A 26,116-nucleotide genomic window follows, 5' to 3' on the forward strand; every position below is an offset into this window, starting at 1 on the left:
GCTGCGGGTCGCGAACTGCTCCGGATTCTTCGGCGACCGGCTCTCGGCCGCCCGCGAGATGGTCGAGGGCGGCCCGATCGACGTGCTCACCGGCGACTGGCTCGCCGAGCTGACCATGGGCGTGCTGCTCAAGCAGCGCAGCCGCGACCCGGGCGCCGGGTTCGCGGGCACCTTCGTCACCCAGCTTCGTGAGGTGCTCGGCGAGTGCCTCGACCGCGGCATCAAGATCGTCTCCAACGCCGGAGGGCTCAACCCGGAGGCCTGCGCCGCGGAGGTCGAGGCCATCGCGGCCGACCTCGGCCGACCGGTGCGGGTCGCGGTGGTCACCGGCGACGACGTCACCGAGGCGTTCGCCGCCGCCCGCGCCGCCGGGTGGGAGGCGCCGCACCTCGACACGGGCGCACCGATGAAGGGCGAGCCGGACGTCGCGAACGCCTACCTCGGCTGCTGGGGCATCGCGGACGCGCTCACCCAGGGCGCCGACGTCGTCGTCGCGGGACGGGTCAGCGACGCGTCCGTGGTGGCGGGGCCCGCGGCGTGGCACTTCGGCTGGCGGCGCGACGACTGGGACGCCCTCGCGGGCGCCGTGGTGGCCGGGCACGTCATCGAGTGCGGCGCGCAAGCCACGGGCGGCAACTACTCGTTCATCGACGAGATCCCCGACATGACCCGGCCCGGCTTTCCGATCGCGGAGATCGCCGCCGACGGCTCGGCCGTGATCACCAAGCACCCCGGCACTGGCGGCGCGGTCACGGTCGGCACGGTCACCGCGCAGCTCCTCTACGAGATCGACGGACCGCGCTACGCCAACCCGGACGTCGTGGCGCGGTTCGACTCGATCGAGCTGGCGCAGGAGGGCCACGACCGGGTGCGGGTGTCGGGCGTCCACGGCGAGCCGGCACCGGGCACGGTGAAGGTCGGGGCGCTCGCGTCGGCCGGCTGGCGCAACAGGACCACGTTCGTGCTCACGGGGCTCGACATCGAGGCCAAGGCGAAGATGGCGGAGCGGCAGCTGTGGGCGGCCGTCCCTGGCGGCCGCGAGGCGTTCGACGACGTCGAGGTGCGGCTGTTGCGGGCCGACCGGCCCGATCCCGCCACGATGCTGGAGGCGGCCGCCTTCCTCACCGTGGTCGTGTCTGGCCACGACCGCAAAGCCGTGGCCGGGCTGTCCCGCGCGGCCGTCGAGATGGCGCTGGCGGGCTACCCCGGCTTCTTTCTCACCGAGCCGCCCGGCGCCGGTTCGGAGTTCGCGACGTTCTGGCCGACCCTCATGCCGGCGGCCCAGTTCCCGCAGCAGGTGCGGCTGGGCGAGCGCACGTGGAGCGTCGTCCCTGCCGACCCCGTGGGCCCGACGCCCTGCCCCGAACCGGCCGACCCGCCACCGGCCATGACGGAGACGCGCCCGACGCGGCGCGTCCCGCTCGGCGAGGTGGTCGGTGCCCGCTCGGGCGACAAGGCGGGCAACGCCACCCTCGGGATCTGGACCCGCGACGACGCGAGCTACGCCTGGCTGCGCGGCTGGCTCACCGAGGAGCGGCTGCGGGGGCTGCTGCCGCCCGATGCGGTCGAGCTGCGGCGCTGGTGGCTGCCGAACCTGCGAGCCGTCGGCGTGACGGTGGTGGGGTTCCTCGGCCTCGGGGTCGCCGCCAACCTCGGCCTCGACGCGCAGGCGAAGGGCCTCGGGGAGTTCGTCCGCGCCCGCTACGCGGACGTGCCCGAGGAGCTCCTGCCGCGCTGACCCACCACGACTATCCCGCTCACGCGACAGATGCAGGTGTGCCTGGGACGGATGTTCGAGTCCGACCCAGGCTTCTCCGCCCATTACGACGGCATCCGGGCCGGGCTGGCCTCCTGGTTCCGGCAGATCATCGACGAGTCCGCTCGCGCCCACGGGATCGACCCCGACACGGCCACCTGGCAGTAATTCGTAACGACATCAGTTTAGGACCACAGAGAGACGGGACGGACGCGCGCCTCGCCGTCCACGGTCACGTCCACGTGCTCGTCGAAGAACGCCACGAGCCCGGTGAGCTGCACGGCGTCCGGGAGCGGGCGCTCGTACATCCACGCGATGTCGGGCGCCTCCGGTGGGAACGACAGGTAGCTCGCTTGGCCCTTGTACGGGCACGCGGTGCGGGTGGGGCTCGGTTCCAGGAGATCGAGCCGGACGTCCTCCGGGGGCAGGTAGGAGCGCACCGGCAGGGCGGTCTCGAACACCAGGTTCGGCCGCTTCGACTCCGCGAGCAGCTGCCCGTCCCGTTGGATGCGCACGTATCGGGAGCTGCGCCGGACGTCCACCCGGTGGAATGGGTCGCGCGGGTGCGCCACGACCTCCTCGTCCTCCTCCAGCCAGGTGTCGATCGCATCGAAGTCGAGCACGACATACTGGGAGAGGTCGGGGTCGGCGGGCCGGAACGCGGCGCCCTCCAGCTCGCCGTCGCCGGAGCGGAGCGTCAGCGCCTCGCCCTCGGCGGTATGAAGCGCGAACGCCGTGCTCGGGTCGTACACCGACGGCCACCCGGGCGCGAGGCGGACCGGCCTGCCGCTCACCTCCGTGGTGTGCGCGGGCACGAGCTCGCCGAGCACGTCCCCGCCCGGGACCGCGTAGCTGGGGACGACCCGTCGCGGCTCCCACACGAGCAGCGCGCCGGTCGAGTCGACCACCACCTCCCCACCGACCAGGCCACGGATCCGCTTGGCGATCGGCTCGTACCGGAGCACGCCGACGACCTTCATGAGCTGCGTCGACATCTGCACGGCCATGGCGCCACGGTGAACCTATGGGACGGACCGGTCAACCCGCTCAGCGAACGAAGTGGTCCCATCCCGCCGGGCCGCCCGCGTAGGGCCTGCCGTCCACCAGCACGGCCGGCTCGCCGTCGGTCACCACACCGATCTCGGTCCATCCCTCCGGCGGCGAGCCGGGGAAGGTCGCGGCAAGCGCGTGGTCCTCGCCGCCGGTGAGCAGCCAGTGCAGCGGGTCGACGCCCAGCGCCCGGCCGATGTCACGCAGCCGGGCCGGGATCTCCAGCGCACCGCTGCGGACGTCGATCCGCGCGCCGGACGCGCGGGAGACGTGGCCGAGGTCGGCAAGCAGCCCGTCGGAGACGTCGATCATGGCCGTGGCCCCGGCCTTCGCCGCCTGCGGCCCGGCCGCGTACGGGGGCTCCGGCACCCGGTGCGCCGCGACCACCGCCACCGGCGACCGGAACCCGCGAGCCAGCACCGCCCAGCCCGCCGCCGCCCAGCCGACGCGACCGGCCAGCGCCACCACGTCACCCGGGCGCGCGCCGGCCCGCGTGACCGCCTCCCGGCCATCCAGTGACCCGAGCGCCGTCACCGAGAGCACGAGCGTCGGCGACGAGGCCACGTCCCCGCCCACCACACCCGCCCCGACGGAGCCGGCCTCGGCCCACAGCCCGTCGGCGAGCCCGGCGAGCGTCTCCACGGGCGTGTCGGCCGGGCACGCGAGCCCGACGAGCAGCGCGGTGGGCACCGCCCCCATCGCCGCGATGTCGGCGAGGTTGGCCGCGGCCGCCTTCCGCCCGATCTGGTCGGGCGCGGACCAGTCCAGCCGGAAGTGCACACCGGCCACCAGCACGTCCGTGCACGCCACCACCCGGCCATCGGAGGCGGCGACGACCGCGGCGTCGTCACCGGGCCCGAGCAGGGTCGTCGCGGGCTGGACGCGGCCCGCGGTGACCCGGTCGATCAGACCGAACTCACCGATGGCGGCGAGTGTGTTCTCCGCCTCTGCTTCCTCGCTCGGGGGCGGGAGCGATATGGGCACGAGGGCCACCTCCGGTACGTTCGGGCCTCCGACTTTCCTACCCCGGAGAGTTCACCGAAGTGGAAAGGGGCACGCCGTGGTGCAGGCCTACATCCTGGTCCAGACCGAGGTCGGCAAGGCCGCCGCGGTGGCCGCCGCGATCTCCGTGATCCCCGGGGTGGTCTCCGCCGAGGACGTGACCGGGCCGTACGACGTGATCGTCCGCGCTCAGGCCGACGATGTCGACCTGCTCGGCCAGCTCGTGGTGGCGCAGGTCCAAGGGGTCAACGGCATCACCCGCACGCTGACCTGCCCGGTGGTGCACCTCGCCGGCTGACCGACCTGGGCCCGTCCTGCGGCCGTTGCAGCCGTTCCGAATACTGGACCCGTGAGTTCCCCCGTCCGCTCCCGCCTCTCGACGCCGGTGCTGATCGCGATCGCACTGCCGCTGCTGCTCGCCGTCGCCGTGGCGGCGATCGCGATCACGGCACGCGTCCGAGGGGTGGGCGAGCCCGCTCCCCCTGACACCGGGCCGCTCGCGGTCGCGCCCGTCGACTCCCCCGACGCCACCGGACCCGACTGCACCACCCTGCTGGCCGCGCTCCCCGCCGAGCTGCCCGGGTCGGGCGCGCTGCTCGCTCCGCGCCCGGTGGCGCAGTCCGACCAGCTCCCCGGCGTGCGAGCGTGGGCCGCCGCGCCGCGGCCGGTCGTGCTTCGCTGCGGTCTCCCGCGGCCGACCGAGCTGACGCCCACCTCGGCGTTGCTGGAGATCAACGGCGTGCGGTGGCTGCAGATCGACGACGGGCTGCCCGCGCCGGTGCAGGTCAGCTACATCGCGGTGGACCGCCCCGTGTACGTCGCCGTCACCACACCCGTCGACGCCGGGAGCGGCCCGGTGCAGGCCGTGTCCGACGTGGTGCGCACCACGCTCCCCGTCACCCCGGTACGGACAGGCTGACGGCGACGCCCACCGGACGGGCCTAGAGTTCTCGGTCATGGTGACGATGTCCCGGGCGACCGAGGACTACCTCAAGGCGATCTACAACCTCGCCCACCGCGGCGCGCCGGTCACCACTGGCCTGCTGGCCCAGGAGTTGGGGGTGTCCGCGCCGTCGGTCTCGGCGATGGTGAAGAGGCTGGAGGACGGGAGCCTGCTCATCCGCCCCGACAGCCGGGCCCTGCAGCTCACCGACTCCGGCGAGCGCGCCGCGCTCCGGGTGGTGCGCAGGCACCGGCTGCTGGAGACGTTCCTCGCCCGCGTGCTCGACGTGCCGTGGGACGAGGTGCACGCCGAGGCGGAAATGCTGGAGCACGCTCTCTCCGACCGGCTCGAGGAACGGATCGACGCCAAGCTCGGCCACCCCACACACGACCCGCACGGCGACCCGATCCCCCCGCGCCACGGGCCGCACGAGGAGGGCTGGGGTGAGGTCCTGGACTCCGCTCCCCCGGGATGCCGGTTCCGGGTGGAGCGGGTGTCCGACCGCGACAGCGCGGCCCTGCGCTACCTCGGCGACCTCGGTGTGTTCCCCGGAGTCGTCCTGACCGTGGAGGAGCAGGCCCCGTTCGGCGGGCCGCGGTGGGTGCGGATCAGCGGCGAACGCCAGCCCCTCGGGCCAGCGCTCACGCGCCTCGTGCACGGGCACGTCGAGCACGGGTAGCGCGCCCACTCAGCGCAGGCCGGTGCCGCGGGCCAGCGCCGTCTCGACGAGGGTCGTGAGCAGCGTCCGGAAGTCCACCCCGGTCACCGCCCACGCCCGCGCGTACATCGAGATCGGGGTGAACCCGGGCATCGTGTTGACCTCGTTGACGGTGACCGCCCCGTCCGGGCCGACGAAGAAGTCGACCCGCGCGAGGCCCTGGCCGTCGAGGGCGCGGAAGGCGGCCACGGCCATGTCCCGCAGCCGCTCGGACTCCGCGTCGTCGAGCTTGGCGGGGATGTCGAACTCGCAGACGTCGTCGAGGTACTTGGCCTCGAAGTCGTAGAACTCGGGCGTGGCGCCGCCCGTGCCGGTGCCGACGATCCGGATCTCGGCAGGCACGCTCGCGCGCACCGTCCCGTCCGGAAGCTCCAGCACCGCGCACTCCACCTCACGCCCGACGACCGCGGCCTCCACCAGCACCTTCGGGTCGTGCTCGCGGGCCGTGGCGATCGCGTCGTCGAGGGCGGCCCAGTCGGTCACCCGGGTGATCCCCATCGACGACCCCGCCCGAGCCGGCTTGACGAACACCGGGAGGCCGAGCCGGTCGCGCTGCTCGGGCGTCAGGGTGCCGGCAGTCTTCCCAGGGCCTGGCCGCAGCACAACGAGATCGCCCACCGGCAGCCCCTCGGCAGCCAGGAGCTTCTTCGCGAACTCCTTGTCCATGCCCACGGCGCTCGCAAGGACGCCGGCCCCGACGTAGGGGATGCCGGCCATCTCCAGCAGGCCCTGGACGGTGCCGTCCTCCCCGAACGCGCCGTGCAGCACCGGGAACACCACGTCGACGCCGGAGAAGATTTCGCCGGCGCGGTCCGGATCCAGGACGACCAGGCCACCGCGCGTCGGGTCGCCGGGCAGCGCGAGCGCGGTGCGCGTCGCGTCGACCGACGGCAGCTCGCGGCCGGAGATCACCAGCTCGCGGGGATCGTCGGTGCCGAGCACCCACGCCCCGTCGCGGGTGATGCCGACGGGCACGACCTCGAAGCGCTCCGGGTCGAGATGAGCCATCACCGCGCCCGCGGAGACACACGAGATGGCGTGCTCGCTGCTCCGCCCACCGAACACCACGGCCACGCGCACCTTGTCCCGGGTCATGGCGCCAGAGAGTAGGCGGACCGGCGCAAGGTCGCGGACCGGGCCTCACCAGACCAGCCCGATCGGCGGAGTGATGCCATGGTGCCGAACCCGGTCATGTACACGGCGTCGAACCCCGCCTGCTCGACCAGCCGCGCCGTCAGCGCGTCGTACGCCCCCGGCGCCACCAGCGGCCCCGTCCCGGTCGCGAGCAGCTCGCGCAGCCGGGCCCGCGGTGCGGTCGGCCGTGACAGCATCTGCCCCACGTCACCCTTCCGGAGGCTCTGGTCAACCTGCGGTGATTGCGCGGGCGTGCCTACCAGGCCCGCAGCAGCTGCTCCGCCCCGTCGGCCAGCTCCCGCACGATCCGGTCGGCCGGCTGCACCTCGTTGACCAGGTGCACACCCGCGCCGGCGTACAGCGCCATGGCTTGGACGGCGCCGCGCACGTTCTCGTGGGCCGGGATTCCGGAGCGCGCCGGGAGCGGGGTTTCGCCGCCCTGGCCGACCACCGCGCCCACGGTCTCCCCGTCCAGCTTGGCGAGTGCGTCGAGGGCGGAGCGCAGCACGCGCGCCCGCGGCAGGGTCGCGCAGAGCGGGCAGACGTCGAACTGGTCGGTGACCTCCGTGCTGTCCGGCCCGGCGCCGAGCACCGCGAGCACGTACTCCGGGTGTGCCCCCGACTCCGCGCTGGCCACGAACCGGGTGCCGATCCGGGCGCCGGCCGCCCCGGCGGCGAGCACGGCCGCCAGCGCGCGCGGCTCGGCGATCCCGCCCGCCGCGAGCACGGGCACGTCGACCGCGCGCAGCACCGACGCCAGCAGCGGCAGCAGCGGCGTCTGCCCGCGGACGTGCCCGCCCGCCTCCGTGCCCTGCACCGTGACGACGTCGGCGCCCGCCTCCACAGCCTGCACGGCCTCGGGCAGCGAGCCGACCTGCCAGTTGACGAGTGCGCCGCCCTCGTGGGCGAGGTCGACCAGCGCAGGGTCGGGCTCGCTCCAGAAGAACTCCACGAGCGGCATCCGCTGCGCCGCCACCGCCACGGCGGACCGGTTGACCTCCGCGGTGACGAAGTTGACCGAGAGCACGCCCTCGGCCGCCTCGAGAAGCGCGTCCAGCTGGGCCGTGAGGTCCTGGGAGTCGACGCCGAGCGGCGCGCTGACGGTGCCCACGCCACCGGCGCGGGCCACGGCGAGCGCGAGCCGCGGCGAGGAGATCAAACCCATGGGGGCCTGCTGGATCGGGACCTCGCAGCCGACGAGCTTCGTGAACGCGGTGCTGAGCATGCTGCCTCCTCGAACCGGTGCCCTTCCGATGGTGGCCCCGTGGCGCCGCGGAGGCGAGAACATGGGGCGACCCAGGAGGCCCCTCGCCTGTCACACTCGACCCGTGGACGCACCCGACCTCGACCCGGTCCGCCGCATCGTTACGCGCGACAACGGCCTCGCGAGCGTCAGCGTGGTGCGCGGCGACGGCACCCCGCACTCCTCGCTGGTCAACGCGGGGGTGCTGGAGCACCCGCTGACGGGGCGGCCGGTGGTCGGATACGTCACCTACGGGCCGGTGAAGCTGCGCAACCTGCGGGAGCGGCCGGCCACGTCGATCCTCTGGCGGGCCGGGTGGGAGTGGGTCGGCGTTGAGGGCAGGAGCGAGCTGATCGGCCCGGACGACCCTGCCGACGGGATCGACGACGAGGGCCTGCGGCTGCTCCTGCGCGCGGTGTTCACCGGCGCGGGCGGCACCCACGACGACTGGGACACCTACGACCGCGTGATGCGCGAGGAGCGCCGGGTGGCCGTCCTCGTCGAACCCGAACGCGTCCGCGGCAACGCGTAGCACCGGTCCCTACCGCGCCTCCTCGCGCGCCAGTCCGCGGATCCTTTCCGCCTGCGCGAGCTGCAGCGCGTTGCCGCGCTCGAGGAACTCGGTGATCACCTCCAGCTCGGCCGCGGTGAAGCGCTGCAGCTCCGCCACGCCTGCGTCTCCCACGGGCCCGTAGATCCGCTCCGCCAGCCGCCGGGCCGCCGGCGTCAGCTCGACCACGGCGCGTCTGCGGTCCTGCGGGTCGGGCTCGCGGGTGAGGTAGCCGCTTGCGACGAGCCGCTGGATCGCCGTGGTGGCGGCGGCCGGGCTGAGCCCCACGGCCTCGGCCACCCGTCCCGCGCTCAGCGCCCCGTCCACGACCGCGCCGAGGATGCGCAGGTCGGTGCGGTTGACCCCCAGCACGTCGGCCGCCGCCGCGTCCACGGCGTCCGCGGCGGCGCCGAACCGTTCGGCCGCGCGAGCTGCCCGGTCCACGGCGGATTGCTTCGACACTCGAAGGAGTTTACGCTCGGCATATCGTTTCGACTATCGAAGGAATCTCATGGAGACGCGTCCGCTACCGTCCTGGCTCCCGGTTGCCAACCGGATCGTGAAAGCCCTCCAGCGCATCGGGCTCCCGCTCGGCACGATCCACGTCCTGACCGTGCCGGGCCGGGTGTCCGGCCGGCCCCGCGCCACCCCCGTCTCCCCGCTCGTCGTGGCCGGACACCGGTACGTCGTCGCCGGGCTCTCCCAGTCGGACTGGGCCCGCAACGCACGGGCCGCCGGTCACGGCGAGCTGGCCCGCGGCCGGCGCCGGCAAGCGGTCGCTCTGCGCGAGGTGACCGACCCAGCGCTGCGCCGCTCGATCGTGCGGGCCTTCCCCACTGAGGTGCCGCACGGCGTGGACTTCTTCGTCCGCACGGGGGTCGTCGAGGGGCCGGCCCCTGAGCAGTTCGCCGCGGCAGCCGATCGGGTGGCGGTGTTCGAGGTGAGCCCCGTTCCGGCTTGACCCTGACGCGGCGTCGGGACAGCCGCGGTCGCTGTGGGTCTGCATCGCCGGCGGCGTTCCCTAGAGGAGCGCCCTGAACAACTCGGCCCTACTGCGCGACGCCCAGGCAGGCACCTCGCGGCGTTGGACGATCGGCCCGATACAACAGCGGTATCGGCCCGACCGTCCGCCTTGCGATGCACCCACCTGGACGCCGCTCGCTACGGGCGGAGTTGTCCAGGACCCTCCCAGCTCGTCAGCTCCGCGGTTCATGGCCTCAGCCTCGGGTCATCAGCGAGCGAGCGAAGAACGTCAGGTTGGCGGGGCGCTCGGCGAGCCTGCGCATGAAGTAGCCGAACCACTCGGTGCCGTAGGGCAGGTACACGCGCACGCGCAGGCCCTCGGCGGCGAGCTCGGACTGCGCGCGCGGGCGCACACCGTGGAGCATCTGCAGTTCGTAGTCGTCAGGGCTGCGGCCGGTGCCCTCGGCGAGGAACCGCGCGATCTCCACGAGCCGGGGGTCGTGCGTCGCCACCATCGGCAACCCGTCCCCCGCCATGAGGATGCGCAGGCACCGGACGAACGACCGGTCGACCTCGCTGGTGCGCCGGTACGCCACCGACGCCGGCTCGTCGTAGGCGCCCTTGCACAGTCGCACCCGCGAGCCCGGACCGGCGAGCTCGCGGCAGTCGCCCTCGGTGCGGCGCAGGTGCGCCTGCAGCACCGCGCCGACCCACGGGAAGTCCACCCGCAGGTCGCGCACGGTTTCGAGGGTGGCGTCGGTGGTGGTGTGGTCCTCCATGTCGACGGTGACCGTGGTTCCGGCCGCTGCGGCGGCCTCGCACACCTGCCGGGCCGAGTTGAGCGCGATCTTGACGGCGTCCTTGGGCAGGCGCTGGCCGAGCGCCGAGAGCTTCACCGACACCTCGACGCGCCCGGCGAGTCCCTCCTCGCCGAGCCGGCGCAGGAGGGTGCGGTAGGCGTCGACACCCGCGTCGGCCTGTTCGCGGTCGGTGACGTCCTCGCCGAGGTGGTCGACGGTGACGAGGCGGTCCGCGGTGATCCTGCGAGCGGTGGCCACGGCGTCGTCCACGCCGGTGCCGGCGACGAACCGGGCGACGAGCGGGTCGATGGGCCCGGCCTCCACAGCGGCGCGCACGGCGCCCGACCGGGCGGCCGCGAGCAGGGCGCTCCTCAGCATGCGCTGGACCGTAGATCGGCGAGTACGGCCGGGGAGTTGTCCGAGCGGATAAGGTTCGAGGGGAGCGCTGGTCTGGTTCGACGAAGAGAGTCGCCCCGTGGACACCACACTCCGCCGGTTGCTGGGCGCGCTCGGCGAGCCGCTTGTCGAGGTGGCCGTCGCCCCTGCCGGGCTCGACGTCCCCCTCGCGGGGCTATCCATCGTCGACCCCGACGACGAGCCCGATCGCCATCCCGGTCAGCTGGTCCTCTTGATCGGCGCTCGCGGTCGGGACGCGGTCGCCGCCGTGCACGCGCAGGCCCGCAGCGGCGCGGCAGCCGTCGCGGTGAAGGCGGGCGGGGCCGTGGACCCGCTGCGGTCCGCGGCCGCGGACGCGGGGCTGGCACTGCTGCTCGTGCGGCCGGACGTGCGATGGGAGCGGCTGGAGTCGCTGGCCCGCGACGTACTCGACGACGGCGGCTCGGGCGAGGACGTCGCCGACCGTGAAGGTGACCTGTTCTCGCTCGCGCAGACGGTCGCGCTGCTCACCGGCGGCATCGTCAGCATCGAGGACACCGCGAGCCGGGTGCTCGCCTACTCCCGCTCCGACAGCGACACCGCGCAGGTCGACGAGCTGCGGCGGCGCTCGATCCTCGGCCGCCAGGGCCCGGAGGTCTACCTGCGGATGCTGCGTGAGTGGGGTGTGTTCGACCGGTTGCGCGCAGGTGAGGACGTCGTCGAGATCGACGAGCACGCCGAGCTGGGCATCCGGCGCAGGCTCGCGGTGGGCATCCACGCCGGGCAGCGGCAGCTCGGCACGATCTGGGTGCAGGAGGGCGCCTCGCCGTTCGCGGAGCGGGCGGCCGAGGTGATGCTCGGCGCGGCCCGGGTGGCCGCGGGCCACATCGTCCGGCGGCGCAGCCGGGCACCGGGCGCACGCTTCCGCCACGACCTCGTGGCCGGGCTGCTGGACGGGCGGGCGAGTCCCGGGCTGGTGGCCGGCACGTTCGGCCTCGACGAGCACACCACCGCGCTGGTCGTAGCGTTCGCGGTGCGCGCGGATGACTCGGCGGTCCATGAGCTGAGCGTCGCCGAGCTGAGCGACGTCGTCTCGGTGCACGCGGCCACCTACCGGAGGGCCGCGCTCACGGCGGCGGTGGGCGCGCGCGTCTACGCCGTGCTGCCGGACGTGCCGCGGGACCAGGCCGAGGGGGCGCTGACGGCCATGTGCACCGAGGTGGTGACGATCGCGCGGCGCCGCACCGGGGTGCGGGTGCAGGCCGGGATCGGGTCAGCGGCGGCCGGGCTCGCCGGTGTGCCCGGCTCCCGCGGTGAGGCCGACCGGGTGCTCGACGTCATCGGCGACGTCATGGGCGGCGACGTGGGCGGCGACGTGGCGGTGTTCGCCGACATCCGGGCGGAGGTGCTGCTCACCCAGACCCTCGGCCTGCTGGCGGCGAGCCCGGATCTGCGCGATCCGGGGGTGGCGCGGCTCGTGGAGTACGACAAGGAGCACCGCACCGACCTCGTCGGGTCGGTGGTCGCATGGCTGGACGCGATGGGCGACGTCCGCGCGGCCGCGAAGCGACTCACCGTGCACCCCAACACCCTGCGCTACCGGGTGCGCAGGGCCGTCGCGGTCGGAGGGCTGCGGCTGGGCGATCCCCGGACCCGACTGGTGCTCCACCTGCAGTTGCTCACGGCGGAGCGGGAGATGGGCGATCGGCGGGCTCCCTGAGCGCCGCGGCGGCGACCTGCTCTCCTGCTCCCGCCTTCTCGTACGCCTCGAGAAGTCGCAGCCAGACCTCGCTGATTGTCGGGAATGCAGGCACGGCGTGCCGCAGGCGGGCCAGGGGGACCTCGGCGACGACCGCGATCGTCGCGGCGTGCAGCAGTTCGGCGACGTCCTGCCCGACGAAGGTGACCCCGACGAGTACGCCGCGGTCCTCGTCGACCACCATGCGCGCCTGTCCCTGGTAGCCCTCGGCGTGCAGGACTGACCCGGCGACGGCGCCGAGATCATGGTCGACGACGCGGACGCGCAGGCCCGCGGCGGCAGCTGCGGCGGCCGTCGGAGGCTCGATCGCGGCTTCTGGGTACGGCGAGCCGGATCTTCTACGCCGAGGGTCTGCACTCGGTCGGGGTCGACCGGATCCTCACGGAGGCGAACACCACCCGGGCTACGTTCTACCGCCACTTCCCCAGCAAGGAAGACCTCGTCGTGGCCTACCTCGCCGAAGCCGACCGGGGGCTGCGCGAGCGCTTCGCGGGTACGCGGGAGGGCAGCGCGTCGGCTGCGGAAGCCCTTCGCGCGGTCGCGGCGGACATCGCCGCGGACATCCGCCGAGGGGGCTTCCGCGGTTGTGCCTTCCTCAACGCCGCAGCGGAGTACCCAGAGCCGGAGAACCCGGTGCATCGCATGGTCATGCAGCACCGCGAGTGGTTCCTCGGGGTTGTGACCGAGCTGTTCGAGCAGGACGGAAAGGGCCCGGGCGGGCCGGCGGGGCGGCACTTCGTCATGCTGCGCGACGGGGCAATGGTGGCCGGCTGCCTGTCGGATCCGGACGCGGTGTGCCGGACGTTCCTCGACGGCGTCGAAGGTCTGCTGTGGTCGCGCACCGTGGTCGGCGCGTCGCGGAGCTGAGCCGCGGCTCAGCTCGTCCGCAGGCAGAACGGGTGCCCGGCCGGGCTGGCGTCCAGCTGGACGACGAACATCGGGAGCCCGTCGGCCTGGATGAAGTGGTGGGTCGGAGTCTGCATGCGGGAGCCGCCCAGCAGTCGATGCCAGAACTCGCTCTCCGGTTCCAGCTCGGCCGCGTCGATGATCACTGAGATGAGCTGCATCGTCACCAGGCTCACACCGTCGGGAGGATTCCGCCGTCGACCCGGAACTCGGCCCCGGTGAGCCACCTCGCCCGGTCGGAGGCCAGGAACGCGATCGTCTCCGCGACGTCTTGGGGGCTGCCGGGGCGCCCCATCGGCACGCCGAGGTGGTCCACGATCTGCTGCTGCACGGACTCGACGCCGATGCCCTGCTGCTCGGCCATCCCCTGCAGGTGCGCCGGCGCGCCCTCGGTGACCACGAAGCCCGGCAGGACGCACACCACCCGCACCCCCGCCACAGGCTCTGCGGAACGCCCGCGCGATGCTGTCGCCCTCGTCCTCGACGGCTCGCCACCTGCGCAGGCGAGGACGGGCGAGTAGCCCGTCCGGTTGGGACGGTCGACGGGTCGTGAGATGCCGGCCCGACCTGCAAGCCGGTGTCGATGCCTGCGGCCTGCTCGGCCTGAGCAGTCACGCGAGGTGCTCGACGATGACTCCACGCTGAGCATGCTGCCCGACGGCCAGGGTTGTCCTATCGGCCAAGCCTGGTGCCGAATCGTCGTGCTCCCGGACGACCTGTCCCGCCTCCCCCGTTCCTAGGGTTCTGGGCACCGCCGAAGTCTGGAGAGAGCCGCCATGGACGCGATCACCACCACGCCGACACCGCGGAACGAGCCGGCGCGGGACTACGCCCCCGGCACACCGGAGCGCGTGAGCCTGCAGGCCGCGCTCGAGGAGGTAGGCGGGCTGCACCACGAGCTGACTGTCACGATCGACGGCCGCACGCACATGGCCAACGGGCCCCGCTTCGACGTGGTCGCCCCGCACGACCACGCCCACGTGCTCGGCACCGGCGCCAACGCCGGCCACGAGGACGCGAAGGCCGCCGTGGAGGCCGCGCTCCGGGCCGCGCCCGCGTGGCGGGACCTCCCGTTCGAAGAACGCGCATCGGTACTGCTGCGCGCCGCCGACCTGCTCTCGGGCCCGTGGCGTGACCGGATGAACGCCGCCACCATGCTCGGCCAGTCGAAGACCTGCTACCAGGCCGAGATCGACGCCGCCTGCGAACTGGCCGACTTCTGGCGCTTCAACGTTGCCTTCGCCCGGCAGCTCCACGAGAACCAGCCGAACAGCACCACGGGCGTGTGGAACCGCATGGACTACCGCCCACTGGAGGGCTTCGTCTACGCGATCACCCCCTTCAACTTCACCGCCATCGCGGGCAACCTGCCGACGGCTCCGGCCCTGATGGGCAACACGGTGATCTGGAAGCCGTCGCCGACGCAGACGCTCGCTGCGCAGTACACGATGCGACTGCTGGAGGAGGCCGGGCTACCACCTGGAGTGATCAACATGCTCACAGGCGACGGCCGCGAGATCTCCGAGGTGCTGCTCGCCGACCGGGCGCTCGCCGGGATCCACTTCACCGGTTCATCGGCGACCTTTCAATATCTTTGGCAGCAGGTCGGCGCGAACATCGGCGGATACGCCACCTACCCGCGACTCATCGGCGAGACCGGCGGCAAGGACTTCGTGGTCGCGCACCCGTCGGCCGACGTCGACGTCCTGCGCACCGCGCTCGTCCGCGGCGCGTTCGAGTACCAGGGCCAGAAGTGCTCGGCGGCCTCACGCGCGTTCGTGCCGCGCACGGTGTGGGACCGGATGCGCGACGACCTCGTGGCGGAGGTGGAGGCGCTGCGGATGGGCGACGTCGAGGACTTCGGCAACTTCCTGGGAGCCGTGATCGACCGGCGGGCGTTCGACAAGGTCCGGGCCGCGCTGGACGCGGCGCACGCCGACCCGACGCTCGACGTGATCGCCGGAGGCACCGCCGACGACTCGACCGGCTACTTCGTGCGACCCACGGTTGTCGTCGGGTCCGACCACAACCACGAGGTGTTCCGCACCGAGTACTTCGGGCCGCTGCTCGCCGTGCACGTCTACGCCGACGGCGACTTCGACGAGATCCTCGGCCACGTCGACCGCGGCGCGCCCTATGGGCTGACCGGCTCGGTGGTCGCGCGTGACCGCGCAGCCGTCGCCCGTGCGTCGGAGACGCTGCGGTTCGCCGCCGGCAACTTCTACGTCAACGACAAGCCGACCGGCGCCGTCGTCGGCCAGCAACCCTTCGGCGGTGGCCGCGCGTCGGGCACGAACGACAAGGCAGGCTCGGTCTACAACCTCCTGCGCTGGGTGAGCCCGCGCACGATCAAGGAGACGTTCGTGCCCCCGACGGTGTCGCGCTACCCGCACCAGGGATAGCTCTAGCTCAGCTCGGGAATCCGCCACCGCGCCAGTTGGTTAGCATGGGCAACGAAATACCAACACTGGCTCGGTGGGAGTGCGCGTGGACACGGCAACGCAGGAGAGCGCAGCGGCGGCGCGGCGGTCGGAGGCGCCACCAGGGCCGCACTACAAGTGGGTCGCGCTGTCCAACACGACGCTCGGCCTGCTGATGGCCACGATCAACTCCTCGATCGTGCTCATTGCGCTGCCCGACATCTTCCGGGGGATCGGCATCGACCCGCTCGGCGCGGGAAATACCAGCTATCTGCTGTGGATGATCATGGGGTTCCTGGTCGTCACGGCCGTGCTGGTGGTCGGGTTCGGACGCCTCGGCGACATGTATGGCCGGGTCCGGATGTACAACCTCGGCTTCGCGATCTTCACCGTCGCGTCCGTGCTGCTCGCGGTGACCTGGATGCAAGGCGACGCGGCGGCGTTGTGGCTCATCGGGTGGCGGATCGTGCAGGGCGTCGGCGGCGCGTTCCTGATGGCGAACTCCAGCGCGATCATCACCGACGCCTTCCCCGTGCACCAGCGGGGCACCGCGCTCGGCATCAATGGTGTGGCGGCGATCGCCGGGTCGTTCCTCGGTCTGGTGATCGGCGGGCTGCTCGGTCCCGTCAACTGGCACCTGGTGTTCCTCGTCTCGGTGCCGTTCGGCGTCTTCGGGACGTTCTGGGCCTACCTCAAGCTCCGGGACACCAGCGAGCGCAGGCCAGCGCGCATGGACTGGTGGGGCAACATCACCTTCGCCGTCGGCCTGATCGCGCTGCTCATCGGCATCACCTACGGCATCCAGCCCTACGGCGGCTACGTCATGGGCTGGACCAGCCCGTTCGTCCTCTCGTGCATCATCGGCGGGCTCGTCGTGCTCGTGCTGTTCGGCGTGATCGAGAGGCACGTGGCGAACCCGCTGTTCGAGCTCTCGCTGTTCCGCAACCGCCGGTTCACCTTCGGGAACACGGCGAACCTGCTCGCCTCACTCGGCCGCGGTGGCCTGCAGTTCGTGCTGATCATCTGGCTGCAGGGCATCTGGCTCCCCCAGCACGGCTACAGCTTCGAGCAGACGCCGCTGTGGGCCGGCATCTACATGATCCCGCTGACGATCGGGTTCCTCGTCGCGGCGCCGCTGTCGGGGCTGCTCTCCGACCGGTTCGGCGCCCGCGGGTTCACCACCGGCGGCATGATCATCTCGGCGGCGAGCTTCGTGCTGCTGGAGATGCTGCCGATCGACTTCAACTACTGGGCCTTCGCCGGCATCCTGCTGCTCAACGGCATCGGCATGGGCCTGTTCACCTCGCCCAACCGTGCGGACGTCATGAACAGCCTCCCCGCCGGGGCGCGCGGAGCGGGTGCCGGCATGACGGCCACGTTCCAGAACGCCGCGATGGTGCTCTCCATCGGCCTCTTCTTCAGCCTCATGATCGCCGGGCTCTCTCAGCACCTGCCTGCGGTGATGGAGCAGGGACTGGCGAGCCACGGCGTGCCGGCCGCCGACGCCGGACGCATCGCCGCGCTGCCGCCGGTGGGCGTGCTGTTCGCCGCGTTCCTCGGCTTCAACCCGGTGCAGCAGTTGCTCGGCAATGTGGTCGGCACGCTCCCGCCCGACCAGGCGGCGTTCCTCACCGGCCGCAGCTTCTTCCCGCAGCTCATCTCCGGCCCGTTCGCCGAGGGCCTGATGGCGGCGTTCTGGTTCGCCGTCGCCGCCTGCGTAGTCGCCGCGGTCGCCTCGTGGTTCAGCGGCGGCCGGCAGACCGCCGGCTCCGGCTCGGTCGGGGCGGAGCTGGCCGCCGTCGCGGGCGAGGCGGGCTTCGGCCCGAGCGAGCTGGTGGTCGAGCCCGAGCCGGCTGCGGCGACCGGCCCACGGGCGGGTGAGATCGTCGGGAACGTCGGGACCACGAGCGGCGCGGCCGTCCCCGACGGGATCGTCACCGTGACCGACGCGTACGGTCGCCAGGTCGGGCGCACCGGCGTGGATCCGTACGGACGCTTCGCGCTGCGGGGCCTGCCGCCCGGCACATACACGGCGGTGGCGACGTCGTCGGGGTTCCGGCCCGACGCCACGCTCGTCGTACTGAACGGCAGCGGCGCCGCGCATCACTTCGCGCTGGCCGGCGACGGGACGGTCCGGGGCACGATCCGCGGGACTGGCGGGCGGCCGCTGGACGGTGCCGTCGTGCTCGCGACCGACGCCGGCGGCCGCGTGGTCGGCAGCAGCCACACACGTGCGGACGGTGGGTTCGCGCTGGTCGGGCTGCCGCTGGGCCCCACGACCGTCACCGCGAGCGCCACGGCGCACCTCCCGGCGGCTGCTGCTGTGCGCATCGGGCCGGACCCGGTCGCTGGGCTCGACGTGGCGCTCCTGCCCGCGGTGACCGACCTCAGCGGCACGGTGACGAGCGCCGACGGCGTCCCGCTGCCCGGAGCAGCCGTGATCGCCCGCGACGCGAGCGGCACGGTCGTCGCGACCGTCACCACGGACGCGTACGGCACGTACACGCTGTCGGGCCTGGAGCCGGGCAGCTACACGGTCGCGGCGACCGCGAAGGCGGCGTTGCAGGTGCAGCTCACGGCGGGCGGCCCGGCGCGCGCGGACCTGCAGGTGGGCGTCCCGCAGACCGCCCACCGGTACCGGGACGCCTGATCAGCGAGCGACCGGGCACTCCCTGAGGACGGGCAGTGCCCGGTCCAGCTCGGCGCGGCTCGTTCCGGCGTACCCGAGCACCAGCCCCGCCCGCCGAGGTTCACCGGCGTGGTGGCGGGCGAGGCCGTCCAGCTCGACGCCGCGCGCCGCCGCCGCGGCCAGCAGCGCCCGCTCGGCGGCCGCGTCCGGAAGCGGCACCAGGACGTGCGCACCCGCGGCGTCGCCCTCCACCCCGAGCCCGGCCGCATGCACGGCGGCGACGACCGCGGAGCGGCGTCCGGCCAGCTCCCGGCGCAACCGCCGCAGGTGGCGGGCCAGGTCGCCGTGGGCGGCGAACGCCGCGAACACCCGCTGCCCCGCCCTGGCCGGCCGGGCGCCGGTGCGGTCGCGCAGGTCGAGTACCGCTGCGCGCACGGCGGGCGGCGCAACCAGCCAGCCCACGCCGAGGGTCGGGGTGAGCAGCTTGCTTGCCGTGCCGAGGTGCGCCACGACGTCGGGGCCGAGCGCGGCGAGCAGCGGCAGCGGCGCCACGTCGTAGCGCAGCTCGCCGTCGTAGTCGTCCTCGACGACAAGGAAACCCTCGGCGCGGGCCCGCGCCACCAGCGCGACCCGCCGCGCCGCTGACAGCCGGGCACCGAGCGGGAACTGGTGCGCAGGCGTGCAGTAGACGGCCGCAAGCCCGGCCGGGAGCGCGTCGACGACCAGCCCGGCGCCGTCCACGGGCACCCGCACGACCTCGAGCCCCGCGCCCCGCAGCGCCCCGACGGCCCGCTGGTAGCCGGGCTCCTCCACGGCCACCCGGGCGCCCCGGGGGAAGGTGCGGGCCAGCTCGGCGACGGCCGACGTACTGCCGCCGGTGGCGAGGACGGCGGCAGCGGGCAGCCCGCGGTGGCGCAGCAGGTGCTCGGTGACCGCGACCCGGAATGCCGGCAGGCCGACGGGGTCGGGCCCGATGTCGGGTGGCGGGTCTGCCGCCGCGCGCCACGCCCGGCGCCACGCAGCCCGGTCGAGTACCTCGACGCAGGGCGTGCCGGGCTGCAACGAGATCGCCGCCGGGCGGCGGGTTTCAGGCTCGGCGAGCACGTCGGGTGGCACGGCCGGCGAGCGCCCGGCGGGCGGGCCGATGACGAACGTCCCGGCCCCGCGCCTGCCCACCGCCCAGCCCTCGGCGAGCAGTTGGTCGTACGCGGCGGCCGTGACCGTGCGGCTCACGCCCAGTGTGGCGGCGAGCGCGCGGGTGGACGGGAGCCGGTCGCCCGTCCGCAGTGCTCCGCCCGCCGTGGCCGAGCGCAGCGCGTCCGCGAGCTGGACGGCGAGCGGGCGCTCGGCGGAGCGGTCCAGAAGCAGCGGGGGCAGCTCCACGGGTGGCCTTTCGAAGTCGTGCAGGATTGGCCCTGCCACAATGCCACTTCGGCGCCGACGATGGCAGCGTGACCCTCTCCACGACCTCCCGCAGCACCCTGACCCGCCTCCGGGAACGCGCCCGCACCGACCGCGCCGACCTCCACGCCGTGCTCGATGCCGGGCTCGTCTGCCACCTGGGGCTCGTCCGGGACGGGGCACCGGTCGTGATCCCCACCGGCTACGGCCGCATCGACGACGTCGTCTATGTGCACGGCTCCACCGGCGCGGGCTGGCTGCGGATCGAGGACGGTGAGCCGCTCTGCCTGACCGTCACCCACGTCGACGGGATCGTCTACGCGCGCTCGGTATTCCACCACTCGATGAACTACCGCAGCGCGGTCGTGCATGGAGCGGCCCGGCGCGTCACCGACCCCGCGGAGCGGCTAGCCGCGCTGCGCGCGATCGTCGAGCAGCTCTCCCCCGGCTCATGGGAGCACGCGCGCGAGCCCGACCGGCGGGAGCTGGCCGCCACCGCGGTGCTCGCGCTCGACCTCGCCGAGGCTAGCGTCAAGATCCGCACCGGCCCGCCCGGCGATGACGACGACGACATCGCCGCGGGCGGGCGGTGGGCCGGGGTGCTGCCGGTGCGCACGGTCTTCGGGCTGCCGGAGCCGTGCCCGACCCTCCCGCCGGACGCGCCGACCCCCGTACACGTCGGGGATCGCTGGGCCGGCTGAGCCAACTCCGACCCCGTCTCGGACTCTGACTACAGAGTGTCGTCGGCGGCCCGAAACACCGGAGATCCGGCACTGATCCGGGTGACGTAATCTCGGCCCGCGTGGACGCTCCCCGCCGCTACCCCGCCGCCGAGCGCCTGGCGCTCGTCGAGGATCTGCACGGCCACCGCGTCGCCGACCCGTACCGGTGGCTCGAGGACCCCGACGACCCCCGCACCCGCGTCTGGTCGGGCGCGCAGGACGACCTGACCAGGGGCCACCTCGACGCCCTCCCCGGACGCGAGCGGCTGGCGGCGAGCCTCACGGCGCTGCTGTCGGCCGGCTCGGTGTCGGCGCCGCTATGGCGTGCCGGGCGCACCTTCGCGACCCGCCGCGAGCCCGGTCAGGAGCACGCCGTTCTGCACGTCCGCGAACCGGACGGCACCGAACGGGTGCTGCTCGACCCGATGGTGATCGACCCGACCGGCCTCACCACACTCGACGCCTGGGTGCCCGACCTCGAAGGCCGCAGGCTCGCGTACTTCCTGTCCAGCGGCGGCGACGAGCACTCGGTGCTGCACGTGCTCGACGTCGGCACGGGCGAGCAGGTCGAGGAGCCGATCGACCGCTGCCGCTACTCCGACATCGCCTGGCTCCCCGGCGGCGCGGAGTTCGTCTACGTGCGGATGGTCGCCGAGGACGAGGTGCCGCCGGGACAGCAGGCGTTCCACCGGCGGGTGTGGCGGCACCGGGTGGGCACACCCACGACGTCCGACGAGCTGGTCGACGGGCCCGGGCTCTACGACGAGCACAACTACTACGGGGTGCACGTGTCCCGCGACGGACGCTGGCTCGTCGTCAGCGGCAACGTCGGCACCGCGCGCCGCGACAGCGTGTGGATCGGCGAGCTCGGCGCCCCGCTCCCGAAGCTCACGCCGGTGCTCACCCAGGCCGACGACGTGCGCTGCAACGCGTGGGTCGACCGGGACGGGCTGCTCTACCTGCACACCACCGACGGGGCGCCCCGCTTCCGGCTGGCCGTGACCGACCCGCGCACCCCGGCCCGGGAGCACTGGCGGGAACTGGTCGCGGAGGACCCGGGATCGGTGCTGCAGGCCGTCAGGCGGCTGGAAGCCCCCTCGGGCGAGCCGCTCCTGGTGCTCGCCCGCGCCCGGCACGCCGTGGCCGAGGTGGCGCTGCACCGCGCGTCCGACGGGGCACCGGTCGGCACCGTGCCGCTACCGGGCACAGGGTCGATAACCGGGCTCACCGTCGCCGACCGCGACACCCCCGCGCAGTCGGGCCGGCTCTGGTTCGGCTGGACCGACCTCGTGACGCCGCCCGAGGTGCACCGCTTCGACCTCTCGACCGGCGAGACCGTGCTGGAGACCCCCGCCCCAGGCGCCGTGACCGCGCCGGCGGTGCGCTCGGAGCAGCGCGAGTTCACCTCCGCCGACGGCACCACCGTCAGGATGTTCGTCATCACCCCGGCCGAGGGGACCGGGCCGCGCCCGACCCTCGTTACCGGCTACGGCGGGTTCGGGATCAGCCGCGAGCCCGCGTACACCGCGTCGGCGCTCGCGTGGGTGGCCGCAGGCGGCGCCTACGCGCTGGTGTCGCTGCGCGGCGGCGGTGAGGAGGGCGAGGAGTGGCACCTCGCCGGCAACCGCGCGAACAAGCAGAACGTCTTCGACGACCTACACGCCGCCGCGGAGGCGCTGATCGCGGCGGACGACACCGCGGCCGACCGGCTCGCGATCCTGGGCGGCTCGAACGGCGGGCTGCTCGTCGGCGCCGCGCTCACCCAGCGCCCCGAGCTGTACCGAGCCGTCGTCTGCTCGGCGCCGCTGCTCGACATGGTGCGCTACGAGGAGTTCTCGATCGGCCGCACCTGGAACGACGAGTACGGCACGGCCGCCGATCCGACGGAGCTCGGCTGGCTGCTGTCGTACTCGCCCTACCACCACGTGCACGACCGCGTGGAGTACCCGGCGGTGCTGTTCACCGTGTTCGACTCCGACACCCGCGTCGACCCGCTGCACGCGCGCAAGATGTGCGCGGCGCTGCAGCACGCCACCATCGGCGACCGTGACACCCGGCCGGCGCTGATCCGCCGGGAGACCGACGTCGGGCACGGCGCCCGGTCCGTGTCGCGCACCGTGGCGCTCGCGACCGACCAGCTCGCCTTCCTCGCCACACACACCGGATTGGACCTGACGTGACGGTGCCCACCCCGCCGCCCGCGCTTTCCCAGATCCTGCCCGCCCGTCCGGCCTGCGCGGACGACCCGGGCTCCTGGTGCTCGATGGTCTACCAGCTCACGAACAACGACTTCATCTCCCAGTCCGCGGACACGCTCATCGCCAAGTCGTTCAACATCGCGCTGATCGTCGCGCTGTCGTTCCTGGCCCGGTACGTCCTCCACCGTGCCATCCACCGGCTCGTCGAGGGCGCCGTCACCACCCGCATGCCACGGTTGGTCGTCCGGATCCCGCGGCTGCGGCTGAACCGCCCCAACGGCGCCGCCGCGACGAGCCAGGGGCCTGTCGCGGTCCCCACCACACCGCGGCGCGCTCAGCGGGCCCGGACGATCGGGTCCGTGCTGCGCTCGCTCAGCTCCGTGGTGGTGCTCGTGATCGGCTCGATCATGGTGCTCGCCGAGTTCGGCGTGAACCTCGGCCCGATCCTCGCCTCGGCCGGGATCGTCGGCGTCGCGGTCGGCTTCGGCGCGCAGAACCTCGTGCGCGACTTCCTCTCCGGCATGTTCATGCTGCTCGAGGACCAGTACGGGGTCGGTGACATCGTCGACGTCGGCGAGGCGAGCGGCGTCGTCGAGGCGGTGGGCCTGCGCATCACGACGCTCCGCGACGTCAACGGCACCGTCTGGTACGTGCGCAACGGCGAGATCCTGCGCGTCGGCAACAAGAGCCAGGGTTACGCCGTCGCCGTGATCGACCTGCCGCTGGCACATCATGTGGACCTGCCGGCAGCCACGGAGATCGTGCGCCGCGTCACCATGGAGCGGGTGGCGGCCGAGGACATCGCCGAGCACGTGCTGGAGGAGCCCGAGGTGCTCGGTGTGGAGCGGGTCGGGCCCGAGGGCATCACCCTGCGCCTGACGGTGAAGGTGGTGGCCGGCCGGCAGTGGGCGGTGCAGCGGGCCCTCAACGCCGCGATCGCCGACGCGCTCGACGACGCAGGCGTGCCCCGCCCCGTCGTCTATCCCGGGGCGGGCAGCACCGTCAGCCCGTCGCCGTCCTAGCGCGCCGGGAACACGCATGAGCCGCTGCGGGTTGCACGGCGAATGGCGACGGTGGAACTGACGACCGACAACTTCAACGACGTGGTGGGCGGCGGGGGAACCGTGCTCGTCGACTTCTGGGCGGCGTGGTGCGGCCCATGCCGCCAGTTCGCTCCGGTGTTCGACGAGGCTTCCGAGAAGTACGGGGATATCACCTTCGGGAAGGTGGACACGGAGGCCCAGACGCAGCTCGCTGCGGCGTTCGGCATCTCCTCGATCCCGACCCTGATGGCGGTGCGCGACGGGGTGGTGCTCTACGCCGAGCCGGGCGCGCTGCCCGCCCCCGCGCTCGAGGACCTGATCGGCAAGGTCCAGGCGGTGGACATGGACGAGGTGCGCGCAGCCGTGGCCGCCCAGCAGACGGAGGCCCAGTAGCGAGGGCCACGTATATGCGGGGGTACTGCGCTGCGGGCGCCGGCGGCGGACAGGGATGATGGATACGTGAACGAGCCAGCGACGAAGGCCAGCGAGGTGCTTGGGTGACCGATCCCCAGAACTTCTACGCCGAGGTCGGCGGCGCACCCGTCTTCGAGAAGATCATCAGCCGGTTCTACCAGCAGGTGGCCGAGGACGAGGTGCTGCGACCGCTCTACCCGGAGGAGGACCTCGGCCCGGCCGAGGTGCGGCTGCGGATGTTCCTGGAGCAGTACTGGGGCGGCCCGCGCACCTACTCCGACCAACGCGGCCACCCGCGGCTGCGGATGCGGCATGCGCCGTTCAAGGTGGACCCCATCGCGCGCGACGCGTGGCTGCGCTGCATGCGCGTGGCCGTCGACGAAGCCGGGCTCGACGACGCCCACCGCGACCAGCTGTGGCAGTACCTCACCTACGCGGCCGCGAGCATGGTCAACAGCGATTTCTAGGCCGTTCACGGGGTGACGGAAATGATCGGGTTGCTCCGTTCGCCTGGCAAGATCTCCCCCGTGCAGTGGTGGGCCGACGCCGTGGTGTACCAGATCTACGTCCGATCGTTCTCCGACTCTGACGACGACGGTGTGGGTGACCTCGAAGGCATCCGCATGCGGCTGGGCTACCTGGAGCTGCTGGGCGTCGACGCACTCTGGCTCACGCCGTTCTACACCTCACCGATGGCCGACCACGGCTACGACGTGGCCGACCCGCGCGACGTCGACCCCGTGTTCGGCGACCTGGACACGTTCGACCGGCTGCTCGAGGGCGCCCATGAGCACGGTCTGCGTGTCACGATCGACCTGGTGCCCAACCACAGCTCCAGCGAGCACGAGTGGTTCCGTGCGGCGCTGGACTCGGCGCCCGGCAGCCCGGAGCGGGCCCGCTACCACTTCCTCCCCGGCCGCGGCCCCGACGGAGATGAGCCGCCCAACAACTGGACGAGCGTCTTCGGCGGCCCCGCGTGGACGCGCGTGCCGAGCCCCGACGGCTCGGGCGGCGAGTGGTACCTGCACCTGTTCGCGCCCGAGCAGCCCGACCTCAACTGGACGAACCCCGAGGTGCGGGCCGACCTGGAGAAGACACTCCGGTTCTGGCTCGACCGTGGCGTCGACGGCTTCCGCATCGACGTCGCACACGGCATGAGCAAGCCCGAGGGCCTGCCCGACGCCGAGAACCCCGACGTCGCCCTGCTCATCAACACCGACGGCGACCCACGCTTCGACGACGACGACGTGCACGACGTCCACCGGATGATCCGCGCCGTGCTCGACGAGTACCCGGACCGCATGGCCGTCGGCGAGGTGTGGGTCGGCGACGACGAGCGCTTCGCGCGGTACGTGCGACCCGACGAGCTGCACCTGGGCTTCAACTTCCGGCTGGTGCGCGCCCCGTTCGACGCCGCGGCCGTGCGCACGGCGATCGAGCACTCGCTGGCCGCTGTGGCCACGGTGGCGGCCTCGCCGACCTGGACGCTGTCCAACCACGACGTGTCGCGGCCCGTGACCCGCTATGGCGGCGGGGAGCTGGGCGCGGCCAGGGCCCGGGCGATGACACTCGTGGAGCTCGCCCTGCCCGGCGTCGTCTACCTCTACAACGGCGAGGAGCTCGGCCTCCCCGACGTCGACCTGCCCGACGCGGTGCTGCAGGACCCGGTGTGGGAGCGCTCGGGCCACACCGAACGCGGCCGCGACTCCTACCGCATACCCGTCCCCTGGGAGGACGGGGCGCCCGGATACGGGTTCACCGGCGGCGACCCGTGGCTGCCGATGCCCATCGAGTACGGCCGACTCACCGCGGCCGACCAGCTCGAGGACACCGGATCGATGCTCTCGCTGGTGCGCCGGGCCGTCGAGCTGCGCAAGACCCACCCGGGCTTCCGCGGGGGCGAGCTGGAATGGTTCGGGGCCCCGGAAGGGTGCCTCGCGTTCCGCCGAGTCGGCACCACCCTCGTGTGCGCCCTCAACACCTCCGCAGCGCCCGTGCCACTCCCGCCGGGTGAGGTGCTGCTGGCCAGCGGCCCGCTCGACGGGGCCCGGCTCCCGCCGAACACGGCCTGCTGGCTCGTCTGACCGCGG

General features: G+C 73.2%; 27 protein-coding genes and 1 pseudogene. 17 read left to right on the top strand and 11 right to left on the bottom strand.

Going from position 1 to position 26,116, the window contains the following annotated elements; genetic code table 11:
• Window positions 1-58: 58 nt before the first annotated feature.
• Together ABD143_RS21420 and ABD143_RS21425 are read left to right on the top strand one after the other, a co-directional pair.
• On the top strand, window positions 59-1,738 hold the full coding sequence (locus ABD143_RS21420) for an acyclic terpene utilization AtuA family protein (protein WP_379660059.1): 1,680 nt from the start codon (window positions 59-61) through the stop codon (window positions 1,736-1,738).
• A gap of 30 nt (window positions 1,739-1,768) precedes the next feature.
• Complete coding sequence (locus ABD143_RS21425) at window positions 1,769-1,924, top strand: TipAS antibiotic-recognition domain-containing protein (protein ID WP_343981195.1); 156 nt, start codon at window positions 1,769-1,771, stop codon at window positions 1,922-1,924.
• Between the two features lie 17 nt (window positions 1,925-1,941).
• Here the strand turns inward: ABD143_RS21425 and ABD143_RS21430 are convergent, their stop codons facing one another.
• The gene (locus ABD143_RS21430) at window positions 1,942-2,763 is read right to left on the bottom strand and encodes a DUF427 domain-containing protein (RefSeq protein ID WP_343981198.1); all 822 of its coding nucleotides are present in this window, start codon (window positions 2,761-2,763) and stop codon (window positions 1,942-1,944) included.
• Between the two features lie 40 nt (window positions 2,764-2,803).
• Entirely contained in the window at window positions 2,804-3,790 is a 987-nt protein-coding gene (locus tag ABD143_RS21435) for a thiamine-phosphate kinase (protein WP_343981201.1), read from the bottom strand.
• Window positions 3,791-3,866: 76 nt separating this feature from the next.
• On the opposite strand from ABD143_RS21435, the gene ABD143_RS21440 reads away from it, so the two are divergent.
• From ABD143_RS21440 to ABD143_RS21450, 3 genes are read left to right on the top strand one after another with little or no spacing between them, the layout of a single operon-like run.
• Window positions 3,867-4,106: an Lrp/AsnC ligand binding domain-containing protein gene (locus ABD143_RS21440; protein WP_343981203.1), complete on the top strand. Its 240-nt coding sequence runs from the start codon at window positions 3,867-3,869 to the stop codon at window positions 4,104-4,106.
• 51 nt (window positions 4,107-4,157) lie between these two features.
• On the top strand, window positions 4,158-4,727 hold the full coding sequence (locus ABD143_RS21445) for a DUF3515 domain-containing protein (protein ID WP_343981206.1): 570 nt from the start codon (window positions 4,158-4,160) through the stop codon (window positions 4,725-4,727).
• Between the two features lie 37 nt (window positions 4,728-4,764).
• Window positions 4,765-5,430: a metal-dependent transcriptional regulator gene (locus tag ABD143_RS21450; RefSeq protein ID WP_343981209.1), complete on the top strand. Its 666-nt coding sequence runs from the start codon at window positions 4,765-4,767 to the stop codon at window positions 5,428-5,430.
• Window positions 5,431-5,439: 9 nt separating this feature from the next.
• Here ABD143_RS21450 and ABD143_RS21455 read toward each other — a convergent pair whose 3' ends face one another.
• From ABD143_RS21455 to ABD143_RS21465, 3 genes are read right to left on the bottom strand one after another with little or no spacing between them, the layout of a single operon-like run.
• On the bottom strand, window positions 5,440-6,564 hold the full coding sequence (locus tag ABD143_RS21455) for a D-alanine--D-alanine ligase family protein (RefSeq protein ID WP_343981211.1): 1,125 nt from the start codon (window positions 6,562-6,564) through the stop codon (window positions 5,440-5,442).
• Window positions 6,561-6,800: a hypothetical protein gene (locus ABD143_RS21460; protein ID WP_343981214.1), complete on the bottom strand. Its 240-nt coding sequence runs from the start codon at window positions 6,798-6,800 to the stop codon at window positions 6,561-6,563. Before ABD143_RS21460 ends, ABD143_RS21455 begins: the two co-directional genes overlap by 4 nt.
• Before the next feature lie 59 nt (window positions 6,801-6,859).
• On the bottom strand, window positions 6,860-7,828 hold the full coding sequence (locus ABD143_RS21465) for an NAD(P)H-dependent flavin oxidoreductase (RefSeq protein WP_343981217.1): 969 nt from the start codon (window positions 7,826-7,828) through the stop codon (window positions 6,860-6,862).
• Between the two features lie 103 nt (window positions 7,829-7,931).
• Here ABD143_RS21465 and ABD143_RS21470 point away from each other — a divergent pair, with 103 nt between their 5' ends.
• Window positions 7,932-8,378, top strand: coding sequence for a pyridoxamine 5'-phosphate oxidase family protein (locus ABD143_RS21470; RefSeq protein ID WP_343981219.1), 447 nt, complete (start codon window positions 7,932-7,934; stop codon window positions 8,376-8,378).
• A gap of 9 nt (window positions 8,379-8,387) precedes the next feature.
• On the opposite strand, the gene ABD143_RS21475 is transcribed toward ABD143_RS21470, so the two are convergent.
• A complete protein-coding gene (locus ABD143_RS21475; RefSeq protein WP_343981221.1) occupies window positions 8,388-8,858 on the bottom strand; it encodes a MarR family winged helix-turn-helix transcriptional regulator in 471 nt (156 codons plus the stop codon).
• A 49-nt stretch (window positions 8,859-8,907) separates the two neighbouring features.
• On the opposite strand from ABD143_RS21475, the gene ABD143_RS21480 reads away from it, so the two are divergent.
• Window positions 8,908-9,357 (top strand): nitroreductase/quinone reductase family protein, encoded by a 450-nt coding sequence (locus ABD143_RS21480; protein WP_343981224.1) that lies wholly within the window; start codon window positions 8,908-8,910, stop codon window positions 9,355-9,357.
• 256 nt (window positions 9,358-9,613) lie between these two features.
• On the opposite strand, the gene ABD143_RS21485 is transcribed toward ABD143_RS21480, so the two are convergent.
• A complete protein-coding gene (locus ABD143_RS21485; RefSeq protein WP_343981227.1) occupies window positions 9,614-10,537 on the bottom strand; it encodes a proline dehydrogenase family protein in 924 nt (307 codons plus the stop codon).
• Window positions 10,538-10,634: 97 nt separating this feature from the next.
• Here ABD143_RS21485 and ABD143_RS21490 point away from each other — a divergent pair, with 97 nt between their 5' ends.
• On the top strand, window positions 10,635-12,254 hold the full coding sequence (locus ABD143_RS21490; protein ID WP_343981230.1) for a PucR family transcriptional regulator: 1,620 nt from the start codon (window positions 10,635-10,637) through the stop codon (window positions 12,252-12,254).
• A gap of 40 nt (window positions 12,255-12,294) precedes the next feature.
• On the opposite strand, the pseudogene ABD143_RS21495 reads toward ABD143_RS21490, so the two are convergent.
• Window positions 12,295-12,552: pseudogene (locus tag ABD143_RS21495) on the bottom strand (pyridine nucleotide-disulfide oxidoreductase); the annotation flags it as partial.
• Between the two features lie 23 nt (window positions 12,553-12,575).
• On the opposite strand from ABD143_RS21495, the gene ABD143_RS21505 reads away from it, so the two are divergent.
• Complete coding sequence (locus ABD143_RS21505; RefSeq protein WP_379660060.1) at window positions 12,576-13,160, top strand: TetR/AcrR family transcriptional regulator; 585 nt, start codon at window positions 12,576-12,578, stop codon at window positions 13,158-13,160.
• An 8-nt stretch (window positions 13,161-13,168) separates the two neighbouring features.
• Here the strand turns inward: ABD143_RS21505 and ABD143_RS21510 are convergent, their stop codons facing one another.
• A complete protein-coding gene (locus tag ABD143_RS21510) occupies window positions 13,169-13,360 on the bottom strand; it encodes a hypothetical protein (RefSeq protein WP_343981236.1) in 192 nt (63 codons plus the stop codon).
• An 11-nt stretch (window positions 13,361-13,371) separates the two neighbouring features.
• Window positions 13,372-13,620, bottom strand: a complete 249-nt coding sequence (locus tag ABD143_RS38285) for an SDR family oxidoreductase (RefSeq protein ID WP_379660057.1) — start codon at window positions 13,618-13,620, stop codon at window positions 13,372-13,374.
• A gap of 355 nt (window positions 13,621-13,975) precedes the next feature.
• Between ABD143_RS38285 and pruA the strand changes: the two genes are divergently transcribed.
• Both pruA and ABD143_RS21525 read left to right on the top strand, forming a co-directional pair.
• Window positions 13,976-15,601 carry an L-glutamate gamma-semialdehyde dehydrogenase gene (gene pruA, locus ABD143_RS21520; RefSeq protein WP_343981242.1) on the top strand — a complete coding sequence of 542 codons (1,626 nt, stop codon included), beginning with the start codon at window positions 13,976-13,978 and terminating at the stop codon, window positions 15,599-15,601.
• A gap of 85 nt (window positions 15,602-15,686) precedes the next feature.
• On the top strand, window positions 15,687-18,269 hold the full coding sequence (locus tag ABD143_RS21525; protein WP_343981245.1) for an MFS transporter: 2,583 nt from the start codon (window positions 15,687-15,689) through the stop codon (window positions 18,267-18,269).
• Here ABD143_RS21525 and pdxR read toward each other — a convergent pair whose 3' ends face one another.
• Complete coding sequence (gene pdxR, locus ABD143_RS21530; RefSeq protein ID WP_343981248.1) at window positions 18,270-19,670, bottom strand: MocR-like pyridoxine biosynthesis transcription factor PdxR; 1,401 nt, start codon at window positions 19,668-19,670, stop codon at window positions 18,270-18,272. It lies immediately after the preceding gene.
• A 29-nt stretch (window positions 19,671-19,699) separates the two neighbouring features.
• Between pdxR and ABD143_RS21535 the strand changes: the two genes are divergently transcribed.
• The 6 genes from ABD143_RS21535 to ABD143_RS21560 all read left to right on the top strand — a co-directional run bounded on the left by ABD143_RS21535 (window position 19,700) and on the right by ABD143_RS21560 (window position 26,110).
• The gene (locus tag ABD143_RS21535) at window positions 19,700-20,350 is read left to right on the top strand and encodes a pyridoxamine 5'-phosphate oxidase family protein (protein WP_343981251.1); all 651 of its coding nucleotides are present in this window, start codon (window positions 19,700-19,702) and stop codon (window positions 20,348-20,350) included.
• Between the two features lie 101 nt (window positions 20,351-20,451).
• Window positions 20,452-22,551, top strand: a complete 2,100-nt coding sequence (locus ABD143_RS21540; protein ID WP_343981254.1) for a prolyl oligopeptidase family serine peptidase — start codon at window positions 20,452-20,454, stop codon at window positions 22,549-22,551.
• Between the two features lie 83 nt (window positions 22,552-22,634).
• Window positions 22,635-23,591, top strand: coding sequence for a mechanosensitive ion channel family protein (locus tag ABD143_RS21545; RefSeq protein ID WP_379660061.1), 957 nt, complete (start codon window positions 22,635-22,637; stop codon window positions 23,589-23,591).
• Window positions 23,592-23,633: 42 nt separating this feature from the next.
• Window positions 23,634-24,005 (top strand): thioredoxin, encoded by a 372-nt coding sequence (gene trxA / locus ABD143_RS21550; RefSeq protein ID WP_343981260.1) that lies wholly within the window; start codon window positions 23,634-23,636, stop codon window positions 24,003-24,005.
• Window positions 24,006-24,109: 104 nt separating this feature from the next.
• On the top strand, window positions 24,110-24,493 hold the full coding sequence (locus ABD143_RS21555; protein ID WP_343981264.1) for a globin: 384 nt from the start codon (window positions 24,110-24,112) through the stop codon (window positions 24,491-24,493).
• A gap of 21 nt (window positions 24,494-24,514) precedes the next feature.
• A complete protein-coding gene (locus ABD143_RS21560) occupies window positions 24,515-26,110 on the top strand; it encodes a glycoside hydrolase family 13 protein (RefSeq protein WP_343981267.1) in 1,596 nt (531 codons plus the stop codon).
• Window positions 26,111-26,116: the final 6 nt, after the last annotated feature.

This window comes from Pseudonocardia aurantiaca, from assembly GCF_039526725.1.
In the GTDB taxonomy this organism is placed as follows: Bacteria; Actinomycetota; Actinomycetes; order Mycobacteriales; family Pseudonocardiaceae; genus Pseudonocardia; species Pseudonocardia aurantiaca.